13 protein-coding genes and 1 other RNA gene are annotated in these 16,181 nt (G+C 62.8%); 5 read left to right on the top strand and 9 right to left on the bottom strand.

Features of this window, described 5'->3' with window-relative positions:
* The first annotated feature begins 175 nt into the window (after positions 1-175).
* A complete protein-coding gene (locus OE747_RS15325) occupies positions 176-2,104 on the top strand; it encodes an elongation factor G (protein ID WP_263829442.1) in 1,929 nt (642 codons plus the stop codon).
* Positions 2,105-2,149: 45 nt separating this feature from the next.
* On the opposite strand, the gene OE747_RS15320 is transcribed toward OE747_RS15325, so the two are convergent.
* The 5 genes from OE747_RS15320 to OE747_RS15300 form a co-directional block, all read right to left on the bottom strand.
* The gene (locus tag OE747_RS15320) at positions 2,150-3,730 is read right to left on the bottom strand and encodes an ABC transporter ATP-binding protein (RefSeq protein WP_263829441.1); all 1,581 of its coding nucleotides are present in this window, start codon (positions 3,728-3,730) and stop codon (positions 2,150-2,152) included.
* Positions 3,727-4,833, bottom strand: a complete 1,107-nt coding sequence (locus OE747_RS15315) for an ABC transporter permease (protein WP_263829440.1) — start codon at positions 4,831-4,833, stop codon at positions 3,727-3,729. The genes OE747_RS15320 and OE747_RS15315 overlap by 4 nt, the downstream gene beginning before the upstream one ends.
* A 3-nt stretch (positions 4,834-4,836) precedes the next feature.
* Positions 4,837-5,928: a microcin C ABC transporter permease YejB gene (locus OE747_RS15310; protein WP_263829439.1), complete on the bottom strand. Its 1,092-nt coding sequence runs from the start codon at positions 5,926-5,928 to the stop codon at positions 4,837-4,839.
* Between the two features lie 9 nt (positions 5,929-5,937).
* Entirely contained in the window at positions 5,938-7,839 is a 1,902-nt protein-coding gene (locus OE747_RS15305; RefSeq protein WP_263829438.1) for an extracellular solute-binding protein, read from the bottom strand.
* 181 nt (positions 7,840-8,020) lie between these two features.
* Entirely contained in the window at positions 8,021-8,527 is a 507-nt protein-coding gene (locus OE747_RS15300) for a c-type cytochrome (protein ID WP_263829475.1), read from the bottom strand.
* A 119-nt stretch (positions 8,528-8,646) separates the two neighbouring features.
* On the opposite strand from OE747_RS15300, the gene OE747_RS15295 reads away from it, so the two are divergent.
* Complete coding sequence (locus OE747_RS15295) at positions 8,647-9,480, top strand: prephenate dehydratase (RefSeq protein ID WP_164131663.1); 834 nt, start codon at positions 8,647-8,649, stop codon at positions 9,478-9,480.
* Between the two features lie 15 nt (positions 9,481-9,495).
* Here OE747_RS15295 and OE747_RS15290 read toward each other — a convergent pair whose 3' ends face one another.
* A complete protein-coding gene (locus tag OE747_RS15290; RefSeq protein WP_263829437.1) occupies positions 9,496-9,957 on the bottom strand; it encodes an SRPBCC family protein in 462 nt (153 codons plus the stop codon).
* A 39-nt stretch (positions 9,958-9,996) separates the two neighbouring features.
* Positions 9,997-10,980: an NAD(+) diphosphatase gene (gene nudC, locus OE747_RS15285; protein ID WP_263829474.1), complete on the bottom strand. Its 984-nt coding sequence runs from the start codon at positions 10,978-10,980 to the stop codon at positions 9,997-9,999.
* A gap of 210 nt (positions 10,981-11,190) precedes the next feature.
* Here nudC and OE747_RS15280 point away from each other — a divergent pair, with 210 nt between their 5' ends.
* The 3 genes from OE747_RS15280 to aguB all read left to right on the top strand — a co-directional run bounded on the left by OE747_RS15280 (position 11,191) and on the right by aguB (position 14,528).
* Complete coding sequence (locus OE747_RS15280; protein ID WP_263829436.1) at positions 11,191-13,068, top strand: bifunctional 2',3'-cyclic-nucleotide 2'-phosphodiesterase/3'-nucleotidase; 1,878 nt, start codon at positions 11,191-11,193, stop codon at positions 13,066-13,068.
* Between the two features lie 39 nt (positions 13,069-13,107).
* Positions 13,108-13,206: signal recognition particle sRNA small type (ffs, locus tag OE747_RS15275), an RNA gene on the top strand.
* 440 nt (positions 13,207-13,646) lie between these two features.
* Positions 13,647-14,528, top strand: coding sequence for an N-carbamoylputrescine amidase (aguB, locus tag OE747_RS15270; protein ID WP_263829435.1), 882 nt, complete (start codon positions 13,647-13,649; stop codon positions 14,526-14,528).
* 5 nt (positions 14,529-14,533) lie between these two features.
* On the opposite strand, the gene OE747_RS15265 is transcribed toward aguB, so the two are convergent.
* Both OE747_RS15265 and OE747_RS15260 read right to left on the bottom strand, forming a co-directional pair.
* Entirely contained in the window at positions 14,534-14,953 is a 420-nt protein-coding gene (locus OE747_RS15265; protein ID WP_263829434.1) for a hypothetical protein, read from the bottom strand.
* 36 nt (positions 14,954-14,989) lie between these two features.
* On the bottom strand, positions 14,990-16,087 hold the full coding sequence (locus OE747_RS15260; protein ID WP_263829433.1) for an agmatine deiminase family protein: 1,098 nt from the start codon (positions 16,085-16,087) through the stop codon (positions 14,990-14,992).
* Between the last annotated feature and the right edge of the window lie 94 nt (positions 16,088-16,181).

Here is a 16,181-nt window from a genome sequence, read left to right as displayed (position 1 = left end):
CCTGATTTCCCACACTCGAACCAAGGCGGGAAACCCTGGCGATGCGGGCCGCATCTGCACATAGGGATCCCGCCGTGAGGCAGGCGACACCCGAAACAGGCAAGCGGACGCATCGCCGTTCGTCACAACCTTTATTGCGCAGCACAGTATTGCAGCAAGAAAAGGGACAGCCCCAATGCGCGTTTTCACCGTTCTCGGACCCACCCAATCGGGCAAGTCCACGCTGGTCGAGGCCATCAGTCGCCTCGACAGCCGCCCCACGACATTCGATGTCTCCGGAACCGTGCACTTGCACGGTTTTTCTTACCTGGATGAGCCGTGGTGCGCGATTGAAGTGGACGGGGGCGGCGATGCGCTGGCCTTTGTCGGCCCGGCCATGGCAATTTCCGATGCGGCGGTGATCGTGGTGCCGCCCGATCCGGATGCCGCCGTGCTCTGCGCCCCCTATCTGCGGCTGGTGGAAGAGGCCGGTATCCCCGCGATCCTGTTCATCAACCGGATGGACAATCCCAATGGGCGGATCCGCGATATCGTGGCGGCGTTGCAGGGATATTGCAGCCATCATATCACCCTGCGACAGGTGCCCATCCGCGAGGGCGACCAGATCGTGGGCGCGGTGGACCTGATCTCGGAACGCGCGTGGCAATACCGCGAGGGCCAGCCCTCTGCCCTGATCGAAATGCCTGGCTCGACCGTCGAACGGGAACAGGAGGCGCGCGCCGAACTGCTCGAGGCGCTGTCGGATTACGATGATCACCTGCTCGAACAACTGATCGAGGACAAGCAGCCGCCCAGTGCCGAGATCTACGATCTGGCCGCCAAGGTCCTGCAAAATCACCAGCTAATCCCGGCCTACCTGGGCGCGGCCAGCCATGGCAATGGCCTGACCCGGGTGATGAAGGCGCTGCGTCACGAAGCACCGCAATTCGACATCGCCGCCGGTCGTGACGAGGCGGGCGAAAAGGCGCGCGCCATCGCGGGCTTTGCCGATGTCAAGAAACATATCGGCAAGATCGTGGTGCTGCGCGGCCTCGGAGACGGCGTCAAGGCACATGATGCGCTGGGGGGCGAAACCGTCGGCAGCCTGATGGAACTCGACGCGCGTACCCAGATCGGCGCGCTGGAGGCCGGGCAGATCGGCCTTGCCGTGAAATCCGATCACCTGTCGCCGGGCAACATCTATGACAGCGCCGCTGCGACCGAGTTGCCGCACTGGGCACGCAGTCACCCGCCCAGCCACCGGCAACTCATCACCCCCGCGCACGAGCGCGACGATGCCCGGCTGTCGTCGGCCCTGGCCCGGATGGACGAGATCGACCCGGGCCTGCACCTCAGCACCGACGAGGCGACCGGGCATTCCATTCTGGGCTGCCAGGGGCCACAGCACCTGCGCCGGGTTTCGGCCAAGCTGGCCGAGGATTTCGGGGTCGAGGTCATCGCCGAACCGGTCGAGACCGCCTATCGTGAAACCATCCAGAAACCGGTCGATCACCATCACCGGCACCGCAAGCAATCGGGCGGGGCGGGTCAGTTCGCCGATGTCCATATCTCGATCGAACCGCTGCCGCGCGGCAGCGGGTTCCAGTTCGACGAGGTGGTCAAGGGCGGCGCGGTGCCCAAGAACTATATCCCCTCCGTTGCGCAAGGGGCCGAAGACGCGCTGGCCCAAGGTCCCGAAGGGTTCAAGGTTGTCGACGTGAAGGTGACGCTGAAGGACGGCAAGCACCACGCGGTGGACAGTTCCGACTATGCCTTCCGTACGGCGGGCAAGGCGGCGGTCCGCGAGGCGCTGCCAATGGCGAAACCCGTGGTTCTGCAACCGATAATGCGCGCTGAAATCCACCTGCCGTCCACCTTTGTCGGTGACCTAGTGCCAACGATCAGTTCGCTTCAGGGCCAGGTCCTGGGCTTTGAAGCGCATCCCAGCGCCACCGGATGGGAGGTCTTCAACGCGCTGCTGCCAGCAGTGGCCGAGGACGAGCTGCATCGCTCGCTGGCCAGTTCAACCCGTGGCACCGGTTGGGTAAAACTGGGCTTCGACCACTACGAAGAGCTGCGCGGCCCAGTCCCGAAATCGGCAAAGGAACGCGCCGCCGCTGGATGACATGAAACGGCTCGAAGGCCCGGAAACCCTCCGGGCCTTTCGCTGTCAGCCCGCCGCCGCGATCAGGGTGCGGGTGTACTCGGTCTGGGCGTTCTCGAACAACGCCTCGGTCTCGCCGGTTTCGATCACGTCGCCCTGTCGCATGACGACAACCTTGTGAGACATCGCGCGCACGACTTTCAGGTCATGGCTGATGAACAGATAGGCCAGCCCGTACTTGCGCTGCAACGCGCGCAGCAGTTCGACGATCTGCACCTGCACCGTCATGTCCAGCGCGCTGGTCGGTTCGTCCAGCACCAAAAGCTTGGGCCGCAGCACCATGGCACGCGCGATGGCAATCCGCTGGCGCTGGCCGCCGGAAAACTCGTGCGGATAGCGGTCCATCGTCGCCGGGTCCAGCCCTACCTCCTGCATCACCTCGGTCACCAGGTCACGCGGCGCGCGCTGCGGGTCCACCTTGTGGATCGCCAACCCCTCGGAAATGATCTGGGCACAGGTCATGCGCGGGCTCAGGCTGCCGAACGGGTCCTGGAACACGATCTGCATATCCTTGCGCAGACGGCGCAGTTCGCGCGTGGACCAGCCGCGCACATCCTCACCGCGAAAGGTGATGCCGCCCTCGGACCCGATTAGCCGCATGATGGCCAGCGCCAGCGTGGTCTTGCCCGAGCCGCTTTCACCCACGATCCCCAGCGTCTCACCGGCCCGGACCGAGATCGAGGCATCGTTCACCGCCTTTACATGACCCACTGTCCGTTTCAGGAACCCGCGCTGGATCGGGAACCAGACACGCAGGTTTCGGGTCTGCACGATCTCTTCGGCGCGGTCCGAAACAGGGTCCGGCCTGCCCGACGGTTCGGCGGCCAAGAGCTTGCGGGTATAGGGGTGCCGGGGGTTCGCGAATATCTCGGCGGTCGGACCGGTTTCCACGATCTCGCCGGCTTTCATCACACAGACCCGGTCGGCAATCCGCCGCACGATACCCAGGTCATGGGTGATAAACAGCATCCCCATGTTCTCGGATTTCTGCAACTCCGCCAGCAGTTCCAAGATCTGCGCCTGAATGGTGACATCCAGCGCCGTGGTCGGCTCGTCCGCGATCAGGATGTCAGGCTTGTTGGCCAGCGCCATCGCGATCATCACCCGCTGCCGCTGCCCGCCGCTCAATTGATGCGGATAGGCATCCAGTCGGGTTTCGGGATCGCGGATCCCGACCTTGACCAGCAGCTCCAGAATACGCGCCCGCGCAGCCTCACCCGCCAGCCCCTGATGCAGCGCCAGCGATTCCGCCATCTGCTTCTGGATCGTGTGCAGCGGGTTGAGCGAGGTCATCGGCTCCTGGAAGATAAAGCTGATGTCGTTGCCGCGCACATCCATCAACCGCTGTTCGCTGGCGCCGATCATCTCCTTCCCGTCATACTTGACCGAGCCTTCGACAATCGCGCTGTCGCCCAACAGAGACACGGTCGAGAGCGCCGACACCGACTTGCCCGAGCCGCTTTCGCCCACCAGCGCTACTGTCTCGCCCCGGTTGACCGAGAAGGACACGCCGCGCACCGCCTGGCTGATCCGGCCATCCTGCCGGAACGAGACCTTCAGCCCTTTGACCTCCAGAAGCGCGCTCATGAGAAAGTCTTTCTGGGGTCGAAGGCATCGCGCACGCCTTCGAAGATGAAGACCAGAAGCGACAGCATGATGGCAAAGGTGAAAAACGCGGTAAACGCCAGCCAGGGCGCTTGCAGGTTCTGTTTCGCCTGCAAGGTCAACTCGCCCAGAGACGGGGCCGAGGACGGCAGGCCAAAGCCCAGAAAGTCGAGCGAGGCCAGCCCGCCGATGGACCCGGTAACCAGGAACGGCAGGATGGTGACCGTCGCCACCATCGCGTTGGGCAGCATGTGGCGGAACATTATGGTCCAGTCACTGACACCCAGGGCCCGCGCCGCGCGCACGTATTCCAGGTTTCGGGCGCGCAGGAATTCGGCCCGTACAACCCCCACCAGCGCGGTCCAGCCGAAAATGATCGAGATGATCACCAGCATCCAGAAACTGCGCTGGAATATCGAGAACATGATGATGATCACATATAGACCCGGCGTCGCCCCCCAGATCTCGATCACCCGCTGCATCACCAGGTCCAGCCTGCCGCCAAAGAACCCCTGCACTGCCCCCGCGATCACCCCGATGACGCTGGAGGCGGCGGTGACGATTAGCGCGAACAGAATCGACAGCCGGAACCCGTAGATCACCCGCGCCACCACGTCCCGCTTGGTGTCATCGGTGCCCAGCCAGTTCTGCCCATTGGGCGGCAACGGCGCGGCGCCGGGCCGATCCACCGTGGTACGATAGGAATAGGGAATCGGCGGCCAGATGGCCCAGCCTTCCTGGAAATCCTCGGCCTGATAGGTACCCGCCCCGATCGCTTCGATGATGCCTTCGGGATCGTCGAAACAGTCCTCCATCCCGCCGCTGGCAATCAGGCACTGCACCTCTGGATCGCGATAGATCGCCTCGGTCTGGAAATCGCCGCCAAAGGCGGTTTCGGGATAGAAGGAAAAGATCGGCATCCGCAACTCGCCGCGATAGCTGACAAGGATCGGCTTGTCATTCGCCAGGAACTCGGCAAAGAGCGAAATCCCGAACAGCACCGAAAACAGGATCAGCGACCAGAAGGCGCGGCGGTTCCGGCAAAAGTTGTTCCAGCGGCGCTGGTTCAGGGGCGACAGGCGCATGGCTCAACCCTCCCGCCGCTCAAAGTCGATCCGGGGATCGACCAGCACATAGGTCAGGTCCGACAGGATCCCGACCAAGAGGCCAATCAGGCCGAAGACAAAAAGCGTGCCGAACATCACCGGATAATCGCGCGCCACCGTTGCCTCGAACCCCAGCCGCCCCAGACCGTCGAGCGAAAAGATCGTCTCGATGATCAGCGACCCGCCCAGGAATACCGAAAGGAACACCGCCGGAAAGCCCGAGATCACGATCAGCATCGCGTTGCGGAACACGTGGCCATAAAGAACCCGGCTTTCGCTCAGGCCCTTGGCGCGGGCGGTGATCACGTATTGCTTCTTGATCTCGTCCAGAAAGCTGTTCTTGGTCAGCAGCGTCAACGTGGTAAAGGCGCCGATCGTATAGGCGGTCAGCGGCAATGCGATGTGCCAGAGATAGTCCAGAACCTTGCCGATCAGCGACAGATCGGCAAAATCGTCCGATGTGAGGCCGCGCAGCGGGAATATCTGCCAGTAACTGCCCCCGGCGAACAGCACCAGAAGCAGAATGGCAAACAGGAACCCCGGAATCGCATAGGCCGCGATGATCAGCCCGCTGGTCCAGGTGTCGAACCGCGACCCGTCGCGCACCGCCTTGCGGATGCCCAGCGGGATCGAGATGGCATAGGCGATGAGGGTAGACCACAGGCCCAGCGTGATCGAAACCGGCATCTTCTCCAGCACCAGATCGACAACGTCGATCTTGCGGAAATAGCTCTCGCCGAAATCGAGGTTCAGATAGTTCCAAAGCATCAGCAGGAACCGTTCATGCGCGGGCTTGTCGAGGCCGTATAGTTCCTCCAGCTCCTTGATGAACTCGGGCGGCAGGCCCCGCGCGCCGATATAACGATCGTTGACCGCGTTGGTCTGGGTGTTCAGCTGCGCATCGTTGCCCTGCCCGGCAAAGCTTTCGAACACATCACCGCCACCCTGCAGTTGCGCGATGGCCTGATCCACCGGACCGCCAGGCACGAACTGCACCAGCACGAAGTTCACCAGCATGATCCCGAGCAAGGTCGGGATCACCAAAAGCAGTCGTCTTAGGATATAGGCGCCCATAAAGCCCGCTTACCTCAACGCACCCGAGGATTTCAGCGCCGCCGCGCGATCACCTTCGACCCACCACAGGTCCTCGATGCCCAACGCATACGGCGGCAGGTTCTGAGGGTAGGAGTACATGTCCCAATAGGCCACCCAGTATTTGCCCAGGTACCAGGTCGGCACCATGATCCGCTTGGCCCGCAGCACACGGTCCAGCGCGCGCACATTGGCCTGCAACTCTTCGGTGGTCTTGGCCGCGACAATCCCGTCGATCAGCGGCTCGATGTCCGGCCCATGCACGCCAGAGGGGTTGAACAGGGAATAGGCCGCAGCCTCGCTGCCGAACTGCTGGTAGAGCCCGGTCGAGGGTTGCAGCGACATCGGGTAGCCACCCATGATCATGTCGAAATCGCGGTCGCGCCGCCGCAGCGTGAATTGCGCGTCATCGACGCGGTTGTAACGGGCGTCGATGCCCATGACCTTGAGGTTATCGACAAACGGCTGAATGATCCGGTCCAGCGTCGGCTCGTCGGACAGGAACTCGATCTTCAGCGTCTCACCCGCCGCATTGCGCCGGATGCCATCGCCGCCGACGGCCCACCCCGCCTCATCCAGCAGCTTCATCGCGCGGCGCAGGTTCTTGCGGTCGTTCTGTCGGTCAGGGCTTGAACTATGGGCGCTTACAGGCTCTTCGCTCAGCACGGCCGAATCCAGCGCATCGCCCAGCGCCTCAAGCACCTCGCGCTCGCGGCCCTCGGGCAGGCCGGTCGCTTCCAGCGGCGTGCCCTGCCAAAAGGAATGTCGCTGCTGGAACAGGCCATATTGCAGGCTGTCATTGGTCCATTCGAAGTTGAACGCCAACTGCACCGCCGCGCGCACGCGGATGTCCTGAAACTGAGGCCGGTCCATGTTCATCACAAAGCCGCTGGCACTGGGCACGTCGCCGTCAAACAGTTCTGCCTTGACCACATGGCCCTTTTCGATGGCCGGAAAGTCATAGGCGGTGGCCCAGCTTTTCGAGTTGTTCTCCTGCCGCAGCGTATAGTTCCCGGCCTTGAACCCTTCCATCGCGGCGATGGTGTCAGTGTAATACTCGACCCGGATGCGATCGTAATTGTTCCGCCCGACATTCACGTTCAGATGTGCACCCCAATAATCGGGATTGCGGCGATAGGTGATGCGCCGGTTGATGTCGAAGCTCTCCAGCACATAGGGCGCCGAGCCGATACCCTGCTCGAGCCGCGGCTCGTCCAGGCGGCGTTTCTCGGGATCGGCCATGAACCAGGCCTTGGAAAAGATCGGCGTGCCGCCGACCTGGGTGATTAACGCCCGACGCGGGATGTCGGGGGCGAAATAGAACTTCACCCGATGCTTGTCCAAAGCTTCGGCCTTGGGAATCCGTTTCTTGACCGCCTCGGCATAAGATTTCAGACCCTGCTCCAGCAGGATCTCGTGACTGAACACCACATCCTCAGCGGTGATCGGTGTGCCGTCGGAGAACTTCGCCTCGGGCCGGATGTTGAAGATCACCCAATCCTGGCTTTCGGGGTATTCCAGGCTTTCAGCCACCAGCCCATAATACGACGCCGGTTCGTCATAAGACGGGAACAGCAGCGATTCATACTGATCCGCCGACCGCGCCGCCGCGCGCCCCTTGCGGGTGAACGGGTTCAGGTTGTCGAATGTCCCGATCGCGGCATAGCTCAGCTCGCCACCCTTGGGCGCATCGGGATTGACATAGTCGAAATGCGCAAATCCCTCGGGGTATTTCAGATCGCCGAACTCCGAGAACCCATGGCTCTTGATGATTTTCTCTTCGGCCCGGGCCAGACCGGCCAGCGCCAACAGGACCACCCCTGCAACCAGCATCATCACGCCTGGCCGGATGTCCAATGCACGGGCACGGGTTGCGGCGCGGGGGGATTTCATCGGGCTCTTCCTCCGGGTTGGGCTGGCATGGCGGCCAATCTTGTTTCCGATAGCTAATGGTCCCGCAAGGGGACTTGCAAGTTTAGATTAGGTGAACCGTTCGTGAAGTCAGCCCCGCCAAACGAAAAAGGCCGCTGCACGGCGGCAGCGGCCCTTGTTCTGTCAGGGTAAAGCGCCCGGCTCAGCCGCCGGTGCTTTGCAGATAGGCGATCAGGTTGACCCGGTCGCTGACCTTGCCCAGGCCCGAGAAGCTCATCGAGGTGCCGGGAACGGCCGCCGACGGCTTGGTCAGGAATGCGTCCAGCGCCTCGGGGGTCCAGTCGCCGCCATGGCTCTGCATGGCGCCCGAGTAGCCGAAACCGGCAACCGAGGCGACCGCACGGCCAACCACACCGTTCAGGTGCGGACCGGTGGCATCCTCGCCGTTGACCTTGTGGCAAGCGGCGCATTTCTTGAAGACCTTTTCGCCTTTTTCGGCATCTGCCGAGGCCATCAGCTCTTCGAAGCTCACGGTTTCCGCTTCACCGGCCGACTCTTCGGCTTCGGCGGCTTCGATTGCATAGGCGGGCTCGTCCCCGTGGCCACCAACATGATAGACCGTTTCGGCGGCCCACTTGGCGAGAAGAAGCGCCAGGAAAGCGCCGAACAGGCCGGCAGCGGCCTTGGTAACTGTCATCGTGTCGAACATTGATCGCGAGTCCATTTCAGCTGTCTGGGCGGCTGTCTAAGGCTTCCCCTCGCAAGAGGCAAGGTATAGACACCGCGACCAAACGCCCAAAATGTAACTTGTTGCACGGAAACGACCCTATGACCCATCGCATCGCCTTCCAGGGAGAGCCCGGCGCCTACAGTCACGAGGCCTGCCGCAACGCCCGCCCCGAGATGGAGGCCCTGCCCTGCCGCACTTTCGAAGACGTGATCCAGGCGGTCCGTTCGGGCGAGGCCGAGCTTGCGATGCTGCCGGTCGAGAACACGACATACGGCCGAGTCGCCGATATCCACCGCCTGCTGCCGCACAGCGGCCTGCATATCATCGACGAGGCTTTTGTGCGGGTTCACATCAACCTCTTGGGGGTGCCGGGCGCGAAACTCCAAGATATCCGCGAGGCGCATTCGCATCTGGTGCTGCTGCCACAATGCGCGGGCTTTCTGAAAAAACACGCAATCACCGGCCGGGTCAGCCCCGATAATGCCCGCGCCGCCCGCGAAGTGGCCGAGCGCGGCGACAAGAGCCATGCCGCGCTGGCCAGCGAACTGGCCGGAGAAATCTATGGGCTGAACGTGCTCGCCCGCCATGTCGAGGATACCGACAACAATACCACCCGGTTCCTGGTTATGTCGCGCGAGGCCGACGAATCGCGGCGCGGCGATTTCGGCATGATCACCAGTTTCGTCTTCGAAGTGCGCAGCATCCCGGCCGCGCTCTACAAGGCACTCGGCGGATTCGCGACAAATGGCGTCAACATGACCAAACTGGAAAGCTACATGCTGGACGGTTCGTTCTCGGCCACCCAGTTCTATGCCGACATCGTGGGCCATCCCGAGGATCCCAACGTGGCACTGGCGATGGACGAGCTCAACCACTTCACGACGAATGTGGAAATCCTGGGCGTCTATCCGGCGGCACGCCCCCGGTCGTGACCGGCCCCGCGCCCGTCAGCGGGCGCAGCGGTCTTCGACATCCTTGGCGAATTCCGCAATCCGCAGCTTGAACCGGCGCGTCAGATTCTTTCGGGCCAGTTTCAGCGATTGCAGGAACAAGCGCGCCGACAGTGTCTTGGCGCTGAGCTGGATGTCAAAGCTCAACCGCGTCCGGCGCGGCGAAAGCGCCAGCAATTCGATATTCACAATCGAGGTGATCCCCTTGCTGTGGCCTTCGAACCGCATCAGTTGCGGCGGCTCGAACTGCTTCAGCACAACATGCATTTCACGCGGCCTGCCCCGCAGATTGAACCGCGCGTCCCAAGCCATGCCGACGCCGATAGCCGCAGTCTGGTCGACCCGTTGAACTTCGATTCCCCGGCGAATGGCAGAACGCTCGTAACTCTCGAATTCCGACAGGATGGCGAACACATTCGCGACCGGCGCCTCGATATCTTCTTTGCTGACGAACTGCATGACAACCCTGACTTGTTCTGCTCTTGCCCAAATGTCCCCTTAATCCAGCGTATCCGCAAGCCAGTTCTGCAACAGGAAATGCGCGATGGCGCCCTTGCGGGCCGGCAGGATGGTGGGATGATCGCCCGCAAAGACCTGCATCATCTCGCTCCGCCCGACCCAGATCGCATCCTCAAGCTCGACCGGATCCACCTTGATTTCGCGCGCCAGCGCCTCGCCCTCGCACCCGAACATCAGGGAGGCGGGAAACGGCCAGGGCTGACTGGCGAGATAACCGACCCGCCCGACCGGTATGCCTGCCTCTTCCAGAACCTCGCGGCGGACCGCCGCCTCCAGCGTCTCGCCGGGTTCGACGAAACCGGCCAGCAGCGAGTACATCCCTTCGGGCCAACCCGGCGACCGCCCCATCAGGACGTCGTTGCCATGGGTGATCAGCATGATAACGACCGGGTCGGTGCGCGGGAAATGCTGTCCGCCGCAGGCCGGGCAACTGCGTTGCCAGCCGCTCTGAGCCATACCGCTGGCGGCGCCGCAGCGTGCACAGAACCTGTGTGTCGAATGCCAGCCGATAACCGCCTTGGCGGTGGCGGCCAGTTCGGCGTCCCGCGGACTCAGCCGCGTCATCACGCGGCGCAGCTCGGCAAACACCTGACCATCTGGCAAGTCTGGATGCTGCTGCTCGGACTTGTCGACAAAGGCACCGACGGTGCTGGTATCCAACCCCTCGGCGGTCCAGCCCGAAATGTCATGGGCGAACAGCGCCGCGCCCGCGTCGTCCAGCCCCAGAAAGATGGGAATGTCAGACTCCCCGCCCGGCCCGTCGATGACCAGCGGATGGTCTATGGGCACCCAGGCAAGACGGTCCAGTCCATCTGCGTGCAACAAAAGTTTGCCGCGCCAGACCAGCAGACACCGGGCCGAGGAATGGGCCGTCGCCTGCGCCATAGCCTCGGCGTCGCCACGCAGATGGGCGGCCCTGTTCAGCCCGCTGCCACCAAAAGTCACCTGTTCCGCCCGCTTCACACCGCGCTCCCCCTTTGCCCGCTCTGCTGACTGCTGCCATGGGTGGTGGTTCATTTCAATCGCGAACTCGCAATTTGACGCGATTGCGATACAAGCCTGACACAAAACCGCCCCAATCAAACCCTTGTATTATCGCAACTTTTCTGTGTCCAAAGAAAGCAATTCAACCTATGGGGGAAAGTCGTGTCGCGCGCCGCTGATGAAAATCCAATGACACGCAGCGCCCGGGACACGACGACAGGACCAGAAGGCCGCGACCAAGTGTTGCAGAAACTCCGGATACTGGCCACCTCGGACCTGCACATGCAACTGACCGGGTTCGACTATTACGCCGACCGCCCTGAGCCCGTCGGCGGGCTGACCCGGCTTGCCACCCTGATTCACGCGGCCCGTGCCGAACCCGGCCTGGTTCTGACCCTTCTGGTCGACAATGGCGACAGCCTTCAGGGCACACCCATGGCGGATCTCTGCGCCGGGCAACCCGCGCAACCGCATCCCCTCATGCAAGCGTTCGGCGATCTCGGCTATGACGCGATCGGGCTTGGAAACCACGATTTCAACTATGGGCTAGACGTCCTCGATCATGCCCTGCGACAGGCGCCTTGCCCGGTGATATGCAGCAATGCCCAACGGCTGGACGGCCCCGCGCTTTGGGTCAGGGACGTGGTGCTCAGGCGCCATCTGACGGTGTCCGGCACAGACATGCCGCTGGAGATCGGGATTATCTCGGTCTTGCCGCCACAATCGCTGCAATGGGACGCCCATCACCTACTTGGCCGGATCAAGATCGCGGATATCGTGGAAACCGCCCGCACCCGCGCCCGGCAACTCAGGGCAAAGGGATGCCACATTGTCCTGGCGCTGGCCCACTCCGGGCTGGGCGAAACCCATCCGGCACCGGAACAAGAGAACGCCGTTATCCCGCTGGCCGAAATCGACGCCATCGATGCCATCGTCGCAGGGCACACCCATCTTCACCTGCCCAGCCCGGCCCCGGACCCAAGGCCACAGGTGGATGCCGTGCGCGGCATGATCCACGGCAAACCCGTGGTCATGCCCGGGCAATACGGCACCCATCTGGGCCTGCTGGACCTCGATCTTGGCCTGGATGCGCGCGGGCGATGGCGCGTACTTCGGTCACGAGCCTCTCTCAGGGCGGCAGATGCCGCTGTCCCTGTCTCCAAGGCTCTTGCGAAACGGCTTTCGCATGTGCACGCCGCAACGCGCGCTGCGGCGAACATGCCGGCGGGTTCGTCTGATCAGCCGCTGCACAGCTACTTCTGCTTCATCGCGCCCGACCTGGGCCTGGCAAAGGTCGCAGCAGCCCAGGCCGCCACCCTGCGCCCTTTCCTGCATGGCAGTCCCCAGAGCACCCTGCCCCTGCTTTCGGCGGTCTCGCCGCTGAAGGCGGGCGGGCGGGCGGGCCCACAGCATTACACCGACGTGCCGGCGGGTCCCTTGCTGATGCGACACATCGCCGACCTGCACATGTTCCCAAACGAACTGCGGGCCATTGTCGCCACCGGCGCCATCCTGCGCGACTGGCTTGAAATGGCGGTGAGCCTCTTCCACCAGATCTCCGCCAAAGAACCGCCCAGGCCCTTGCTGAACCCCGTCATACCCGGCCACAACTTCGATGTTCTATACGGGCTCAGCTACGTCATCGATCTGTCCGCGCCACCCCGCTTTGATGCCCACGGCACGGTAATCAATCCCGGCGCCCTCAGGATCCGCAACCTCACCTGCAACGGAATACGGGTCACGGAGGATCAGCAGTTCATCGTGGCGCTGAACAACTACAGGGCCAATGGCGGTGGGCGGTTTCACATGCTGGACATGGCGCCCCAGATCAAACTACCGACTCTTCCCATTCAAACCATCCTACGGGACTACCTGTCGGGTAAACTGCCCGGCGATCCGATCGAGGAGGCGCCAGTACCATGGCGGTTCGCCCCCTTGCCCGGCGGACAGGCCATTTTGCGCACCGGCCCGAGGGCACGCGCGCACCTGGCCGAATTGCAGGCCAGTCGCATCACTGATCTGGGAGTCGACGATGCCGGATATCTGCGCCTGCTGCTGGATTTCTAGCATCTTGCCATTTTGAACCCCTGCGCCTATATCGACCTCCGAGAGGTTGGCGCGGGCGAGCGCCTCGCCAACCTGGTCAGGTCCGGAAGGAAGCAGCCACAACGAGTCCCGCTTGGGTCGATGTCCAGCCTCTCACCTTATCCCTTCTCACCCCATTGAAATCGCACGAAACCCATATTTTCATGGGCATATGTTACAAGCTCTGCTACAAAACAGCGCTTCGAGGCAGGCATGAAATACGTCCGGCACATTCGCGGGAAGTGGCGTGTCAGGATCAAGGTGCCCGACGAGCTGGTCCCGATTATTGGCAAGACCGCGCTATCGGAAAGTGATTTGCAACCCGATCCCCGATCACGGGAACCGCGCCCCCCCCGCATCTCTGTGCCGCGCCCGAGATGACGCCCCCGGCCGGTGCCCCGGCACCCGAGTTGATCCCGGTCTCCTCGTCCGCCTCGATCGCGCTTTGCGACCGGGTCTGGACCAAGCTTCTGAACTGAACAGGATCGCGGCGCCCCTTGCGCCGCGCCCCCGTCCCAATGATAGAAACGGGTGCAACAGCTGCACCTTCGGAGACAAATATGCGCGAAGTCACCCTTGCCGCGACCCAGATGGCCTGTTCCTGGGATGCGGATGAAAACATCGACAAGGCCGAAAAGCTGGTCATCGCCGCCGCCGAGAAGGGCGCGCAGATCATCCTGTTGCAGGAACTGTTCGAAACCCCGTATTTCTGCCTCGAAATCTCGGCCCGGTTCTTCGACCTTGCGCGCCCGATCACCGAAAACCGCGCGGTCGCGCATTTCCGGGCCTTGGCGAAAAAGCTCGGCGTGGTGCTGCCGATTTCCTATTTCGAGCGCGCGGGACTGGCGCATTACAACGCGCTCGCGCTGATCGACGCCGATGGCGGGATACTCGCGAACTACCGCAAGACCCATATTCCGCAGGCCGCGGGCTATGAGGAGAAATACTATTTCACCCCGGGCGATACCGGGTTCAAGGTGGTAGACACCAAATTCGCGCGGCTTGGCTGTGGCGTCTGCTGGGACCAATGGTTTCCCGAAACCGCGCGGTCGCTGGCTCTGATGGGGGCAGAGGTGCTGATGTTCCCGACCGCCATTGGGTCGGAACCGCATTACCCCGACCTCGACAGCGCCGCGCATTGGCAGCGCACCATGCAGGGCCACGCGGCGGCCAATATCATGCCGCTCGTCGCCTCGAACCGGGTCGGTTCCGAGAAGGACGGGGACACCGAGATGACCTTTTACGGCTCGTCCTTCATCGCCGATCATACCGGTGCAAAAGTGGCCGAGGCGAACCGCACCGACGAAACCGTCCTGACGGCAAGTTTCGATCTGGACGAGATTGCGAGCTATCGCCGCGCCTGGGGGGTGTTCCGCGACCGCAGGCCCGACATGTACGGGGCGCTCGCGACGATGGACGGGGTGAACCGGGTGGTGGGCTGAGGCGTTCAGCCCTGCGGGCAGGCGGCAACCGGCCCGCAACCGGCCCTCAGACCCAGAACGATCTGGTAAACATCTTCGGACAGAGACGACCAATCGTCATTGGTGCATAGACAGGGCATGTGATCGGAAAGATAGCTTTCCATCGGCCCCTGCCATGTCTGGTCGGTGCCGATCATCTGTTCGGTCGTATAGAGCAGGTATTCGACATAGGCGGTATAGGCGACTGTCTGCGAGCCATCGGGCAGGGCGCAATAATCCGCCGCCGCCAGTTCCGGTTTTTGCGCGGTCAGGTTCAGAAATTCGCGGTAGATTTCCCGCGCGGTCTGGTCGCGGCCGATGCGGTCGGCCGCGGATATCTGCCAGGGGATGACGACGATGGCGACTAGGGCCGCCGCCGCCGTGACCAGGGAGCCCACCGTCTCCATGGGCTCAGCATTGCGCCTTAGCCAGTTCCACATGGATCAGACCTTTGGTTGTTCGTGCGTTGCGCAGTGGATGCCGCCGCCGGCCTCGCCAACAGGGTCGGTATCCAGCATCACGATTTCGCGGCCCGGGTAACGATCCGAAAGAATCGCCTGCGCTTCTTCATCCGCCGCATCGTCGCCGAAATGCGAGGCAATGACCGCGCCGTTGCAGACGTAGTAGTTGACGTAGGAGGCGACAAAATCATTGCCGGAACCACGGATATCAATCGGTTCGGGCAGACGTACCAGTTCCAGCTTCCGGCCCGAGGCATCGGTCGCGGCCGCCAGGATATCGTAGGTCTCAAAGGCCGCGCGGCTCCAGGGGTCGGCGGGGTCGATTTCATCGCCCATCTGGATCAGCGCGACACCCGGTTCAGTGAACCGCGCCAGCGCATCAATGTGGAAATCGGTGATGTCGGCGCCCTTGATGCCCGGCGCCCAGATCAACTTTTTGGCGCCATAGGTGTCCAGCAGCATCCGCGTAATCTCGTCCTTGCCGCCCTTGTTGCGGTTCTTGTTCACCCAGCTGCTTTCATGGGCAATCAGCGTCGCGTGGCCGTCAAACTCGGCTCCGCCCGCCTCGCCGACAAGACCCGCGTCGTAAAGCGTCAGACCCATGATCTCGGCCACACGCCGGGCGACCTGGCTGTCGTTGCGATGCGGCTGCTTGCCGCCCCAACCGTTGAAGTTGAATTGGGTCATCGCCAGCCCGCCCTTGCCGTCAACGACAAAGGAAGGGCCGGAATCGCGCGCCCAGAGGTCTTCGGTCGGCACGTCCCAGATCTCGATCCCCTTGCCAAGCAGCTTGCGGGCGGTGGCCTCGTGCTCGGATGCCATCAGCATCACGACGGGCTCAAACTCGGCCACGGTATTGGCGATATCGGCGATCGTTTCCTGCACCCTGTCCAGGTAGCTGCCGCCACCATAAACAGCACGGCTGACCGGCCATTGCATGAAGGTGCGTTCATGCGGCGCGGTTTCCTCGGCATAGCGGAAACCGGCGGCGCGGGCGGTCTGCGCGACCGCCGCGCCGGGAAGCACGGATGCGGCAGCAAGCGCACTTGCCCTGCGGATCAGGCTGCGGCGAGTCACCATGGGTCTCTCCTTCGTCATTCAGTAGACGGAACGGAAGCCGTCCGGGGCAAATTCGGCCAGCGGGGCCACGCTGTCGGTGCTGCCATCGCGATAA

It is taken from the genome of Ruegeria aquimaris (assembly GCF_025751555.1).
Taxonomy (GTDB): domain Bacteria; phylum Pseudomonadota; class Alphaproteobacteria; order Rhodobacterales; family Rhodobacteraceae; genus Ruegeria_B; species Ruegeria_B aquimaris.
Note: the sequence above shows the minus strand (reverse complement) of the source record. Positions and strands in the feature narration are given on the sequence as shown.

Excerpts from the sequence above, each read along its gene's own strand:
- OE747_RS15325 (WP_263829442.1), top strand. The coding sequence starts at position 176 with ATGCGCGTTTTCACCGTTCTCGGACCCACCCAATCGGGCAAGTCCACG.
- OE747_RS15320 (WP_263829441.1), bottom strand. The coding sequence starts at position 3,730 with ATGAGCGCGCTTCTGGAGGTCAAAGGGCTGAAGGTCTCGTTCCGGCAG.
- OE747_RS15315 (WP_263829440.1), bottom strand. The coding sequence starts at position 4,833 with ATGCGCCTGTCGCCCCTGAACCAGCGCCGCTGGAACAACTTTTGCCGG.
- OE747_RS15310 (WP_263829439.1), bottom strand. The coding sequence starts at position 5,928 with ATGGGCGCCTATATCCTAAGACGACTGCTTTTGGTGATCCCGACCTTG.
- OE747_RS15305 (WP_263829438.1), bottom strand. The coding sequence starts at position 7,839 with ATGAAATCCCCCCGCGCCGCAACCCGTGCCCGTGCATTGGACATCCGG.
- OE747_RS15300 (WP_263829475.1), bottom strand. The coding sequence starts at position 8,527 with ATGTTCGACACGATGACAGTTACCAAGGCCGCTGCCGGCCTGTTCGGC.
- OE747_RS15295 (WP_164131663.1), top strand. The coding sequence starts at position 8,647 with ATGACCCATCGCATCGCCTTCCAGGGAGAGCCCGGCGCCTACAGTCAC.
- OE747_RS15290 (WP_263829437.1), bottom strand. The coding sequence starts at position 9,957 with ATGCAGTTCGTCAGCAAAGAAGATATCGAGGCGCCGGTCGCGAATGTG.
- OE747_RS15280 (WP_263829436.1), top strand. The coding sequence starts at position 11,191 with ATGACACGCAGCGCCCGGGACACGACGACAGGACCAGAAGGCCGCGAC.
- aguB (WP_263829435.1), top strand. The coding sequence starts at position 13,647 with ATGCGCGAAGTCACCCTTGCCGCGACCCAGATGGCCTGTTCCTGGGAT.
- OE747_RS15265 (WP_263829434.1), bottom strand. The coding sequence starts at position 14,953 with ATGGAGACGGTGGGCTCCCTGGTCACGGCGGCGGCGGCCCTAGTCGCC.
- OE747_RS15260 (WP_263829433.1), bottom strand. The coding sequence starts at position 16,087 with ATGGTGACTCGCCGCAGCCTGATCCGCAGGGCAAGTGCGCTTGCTGCC.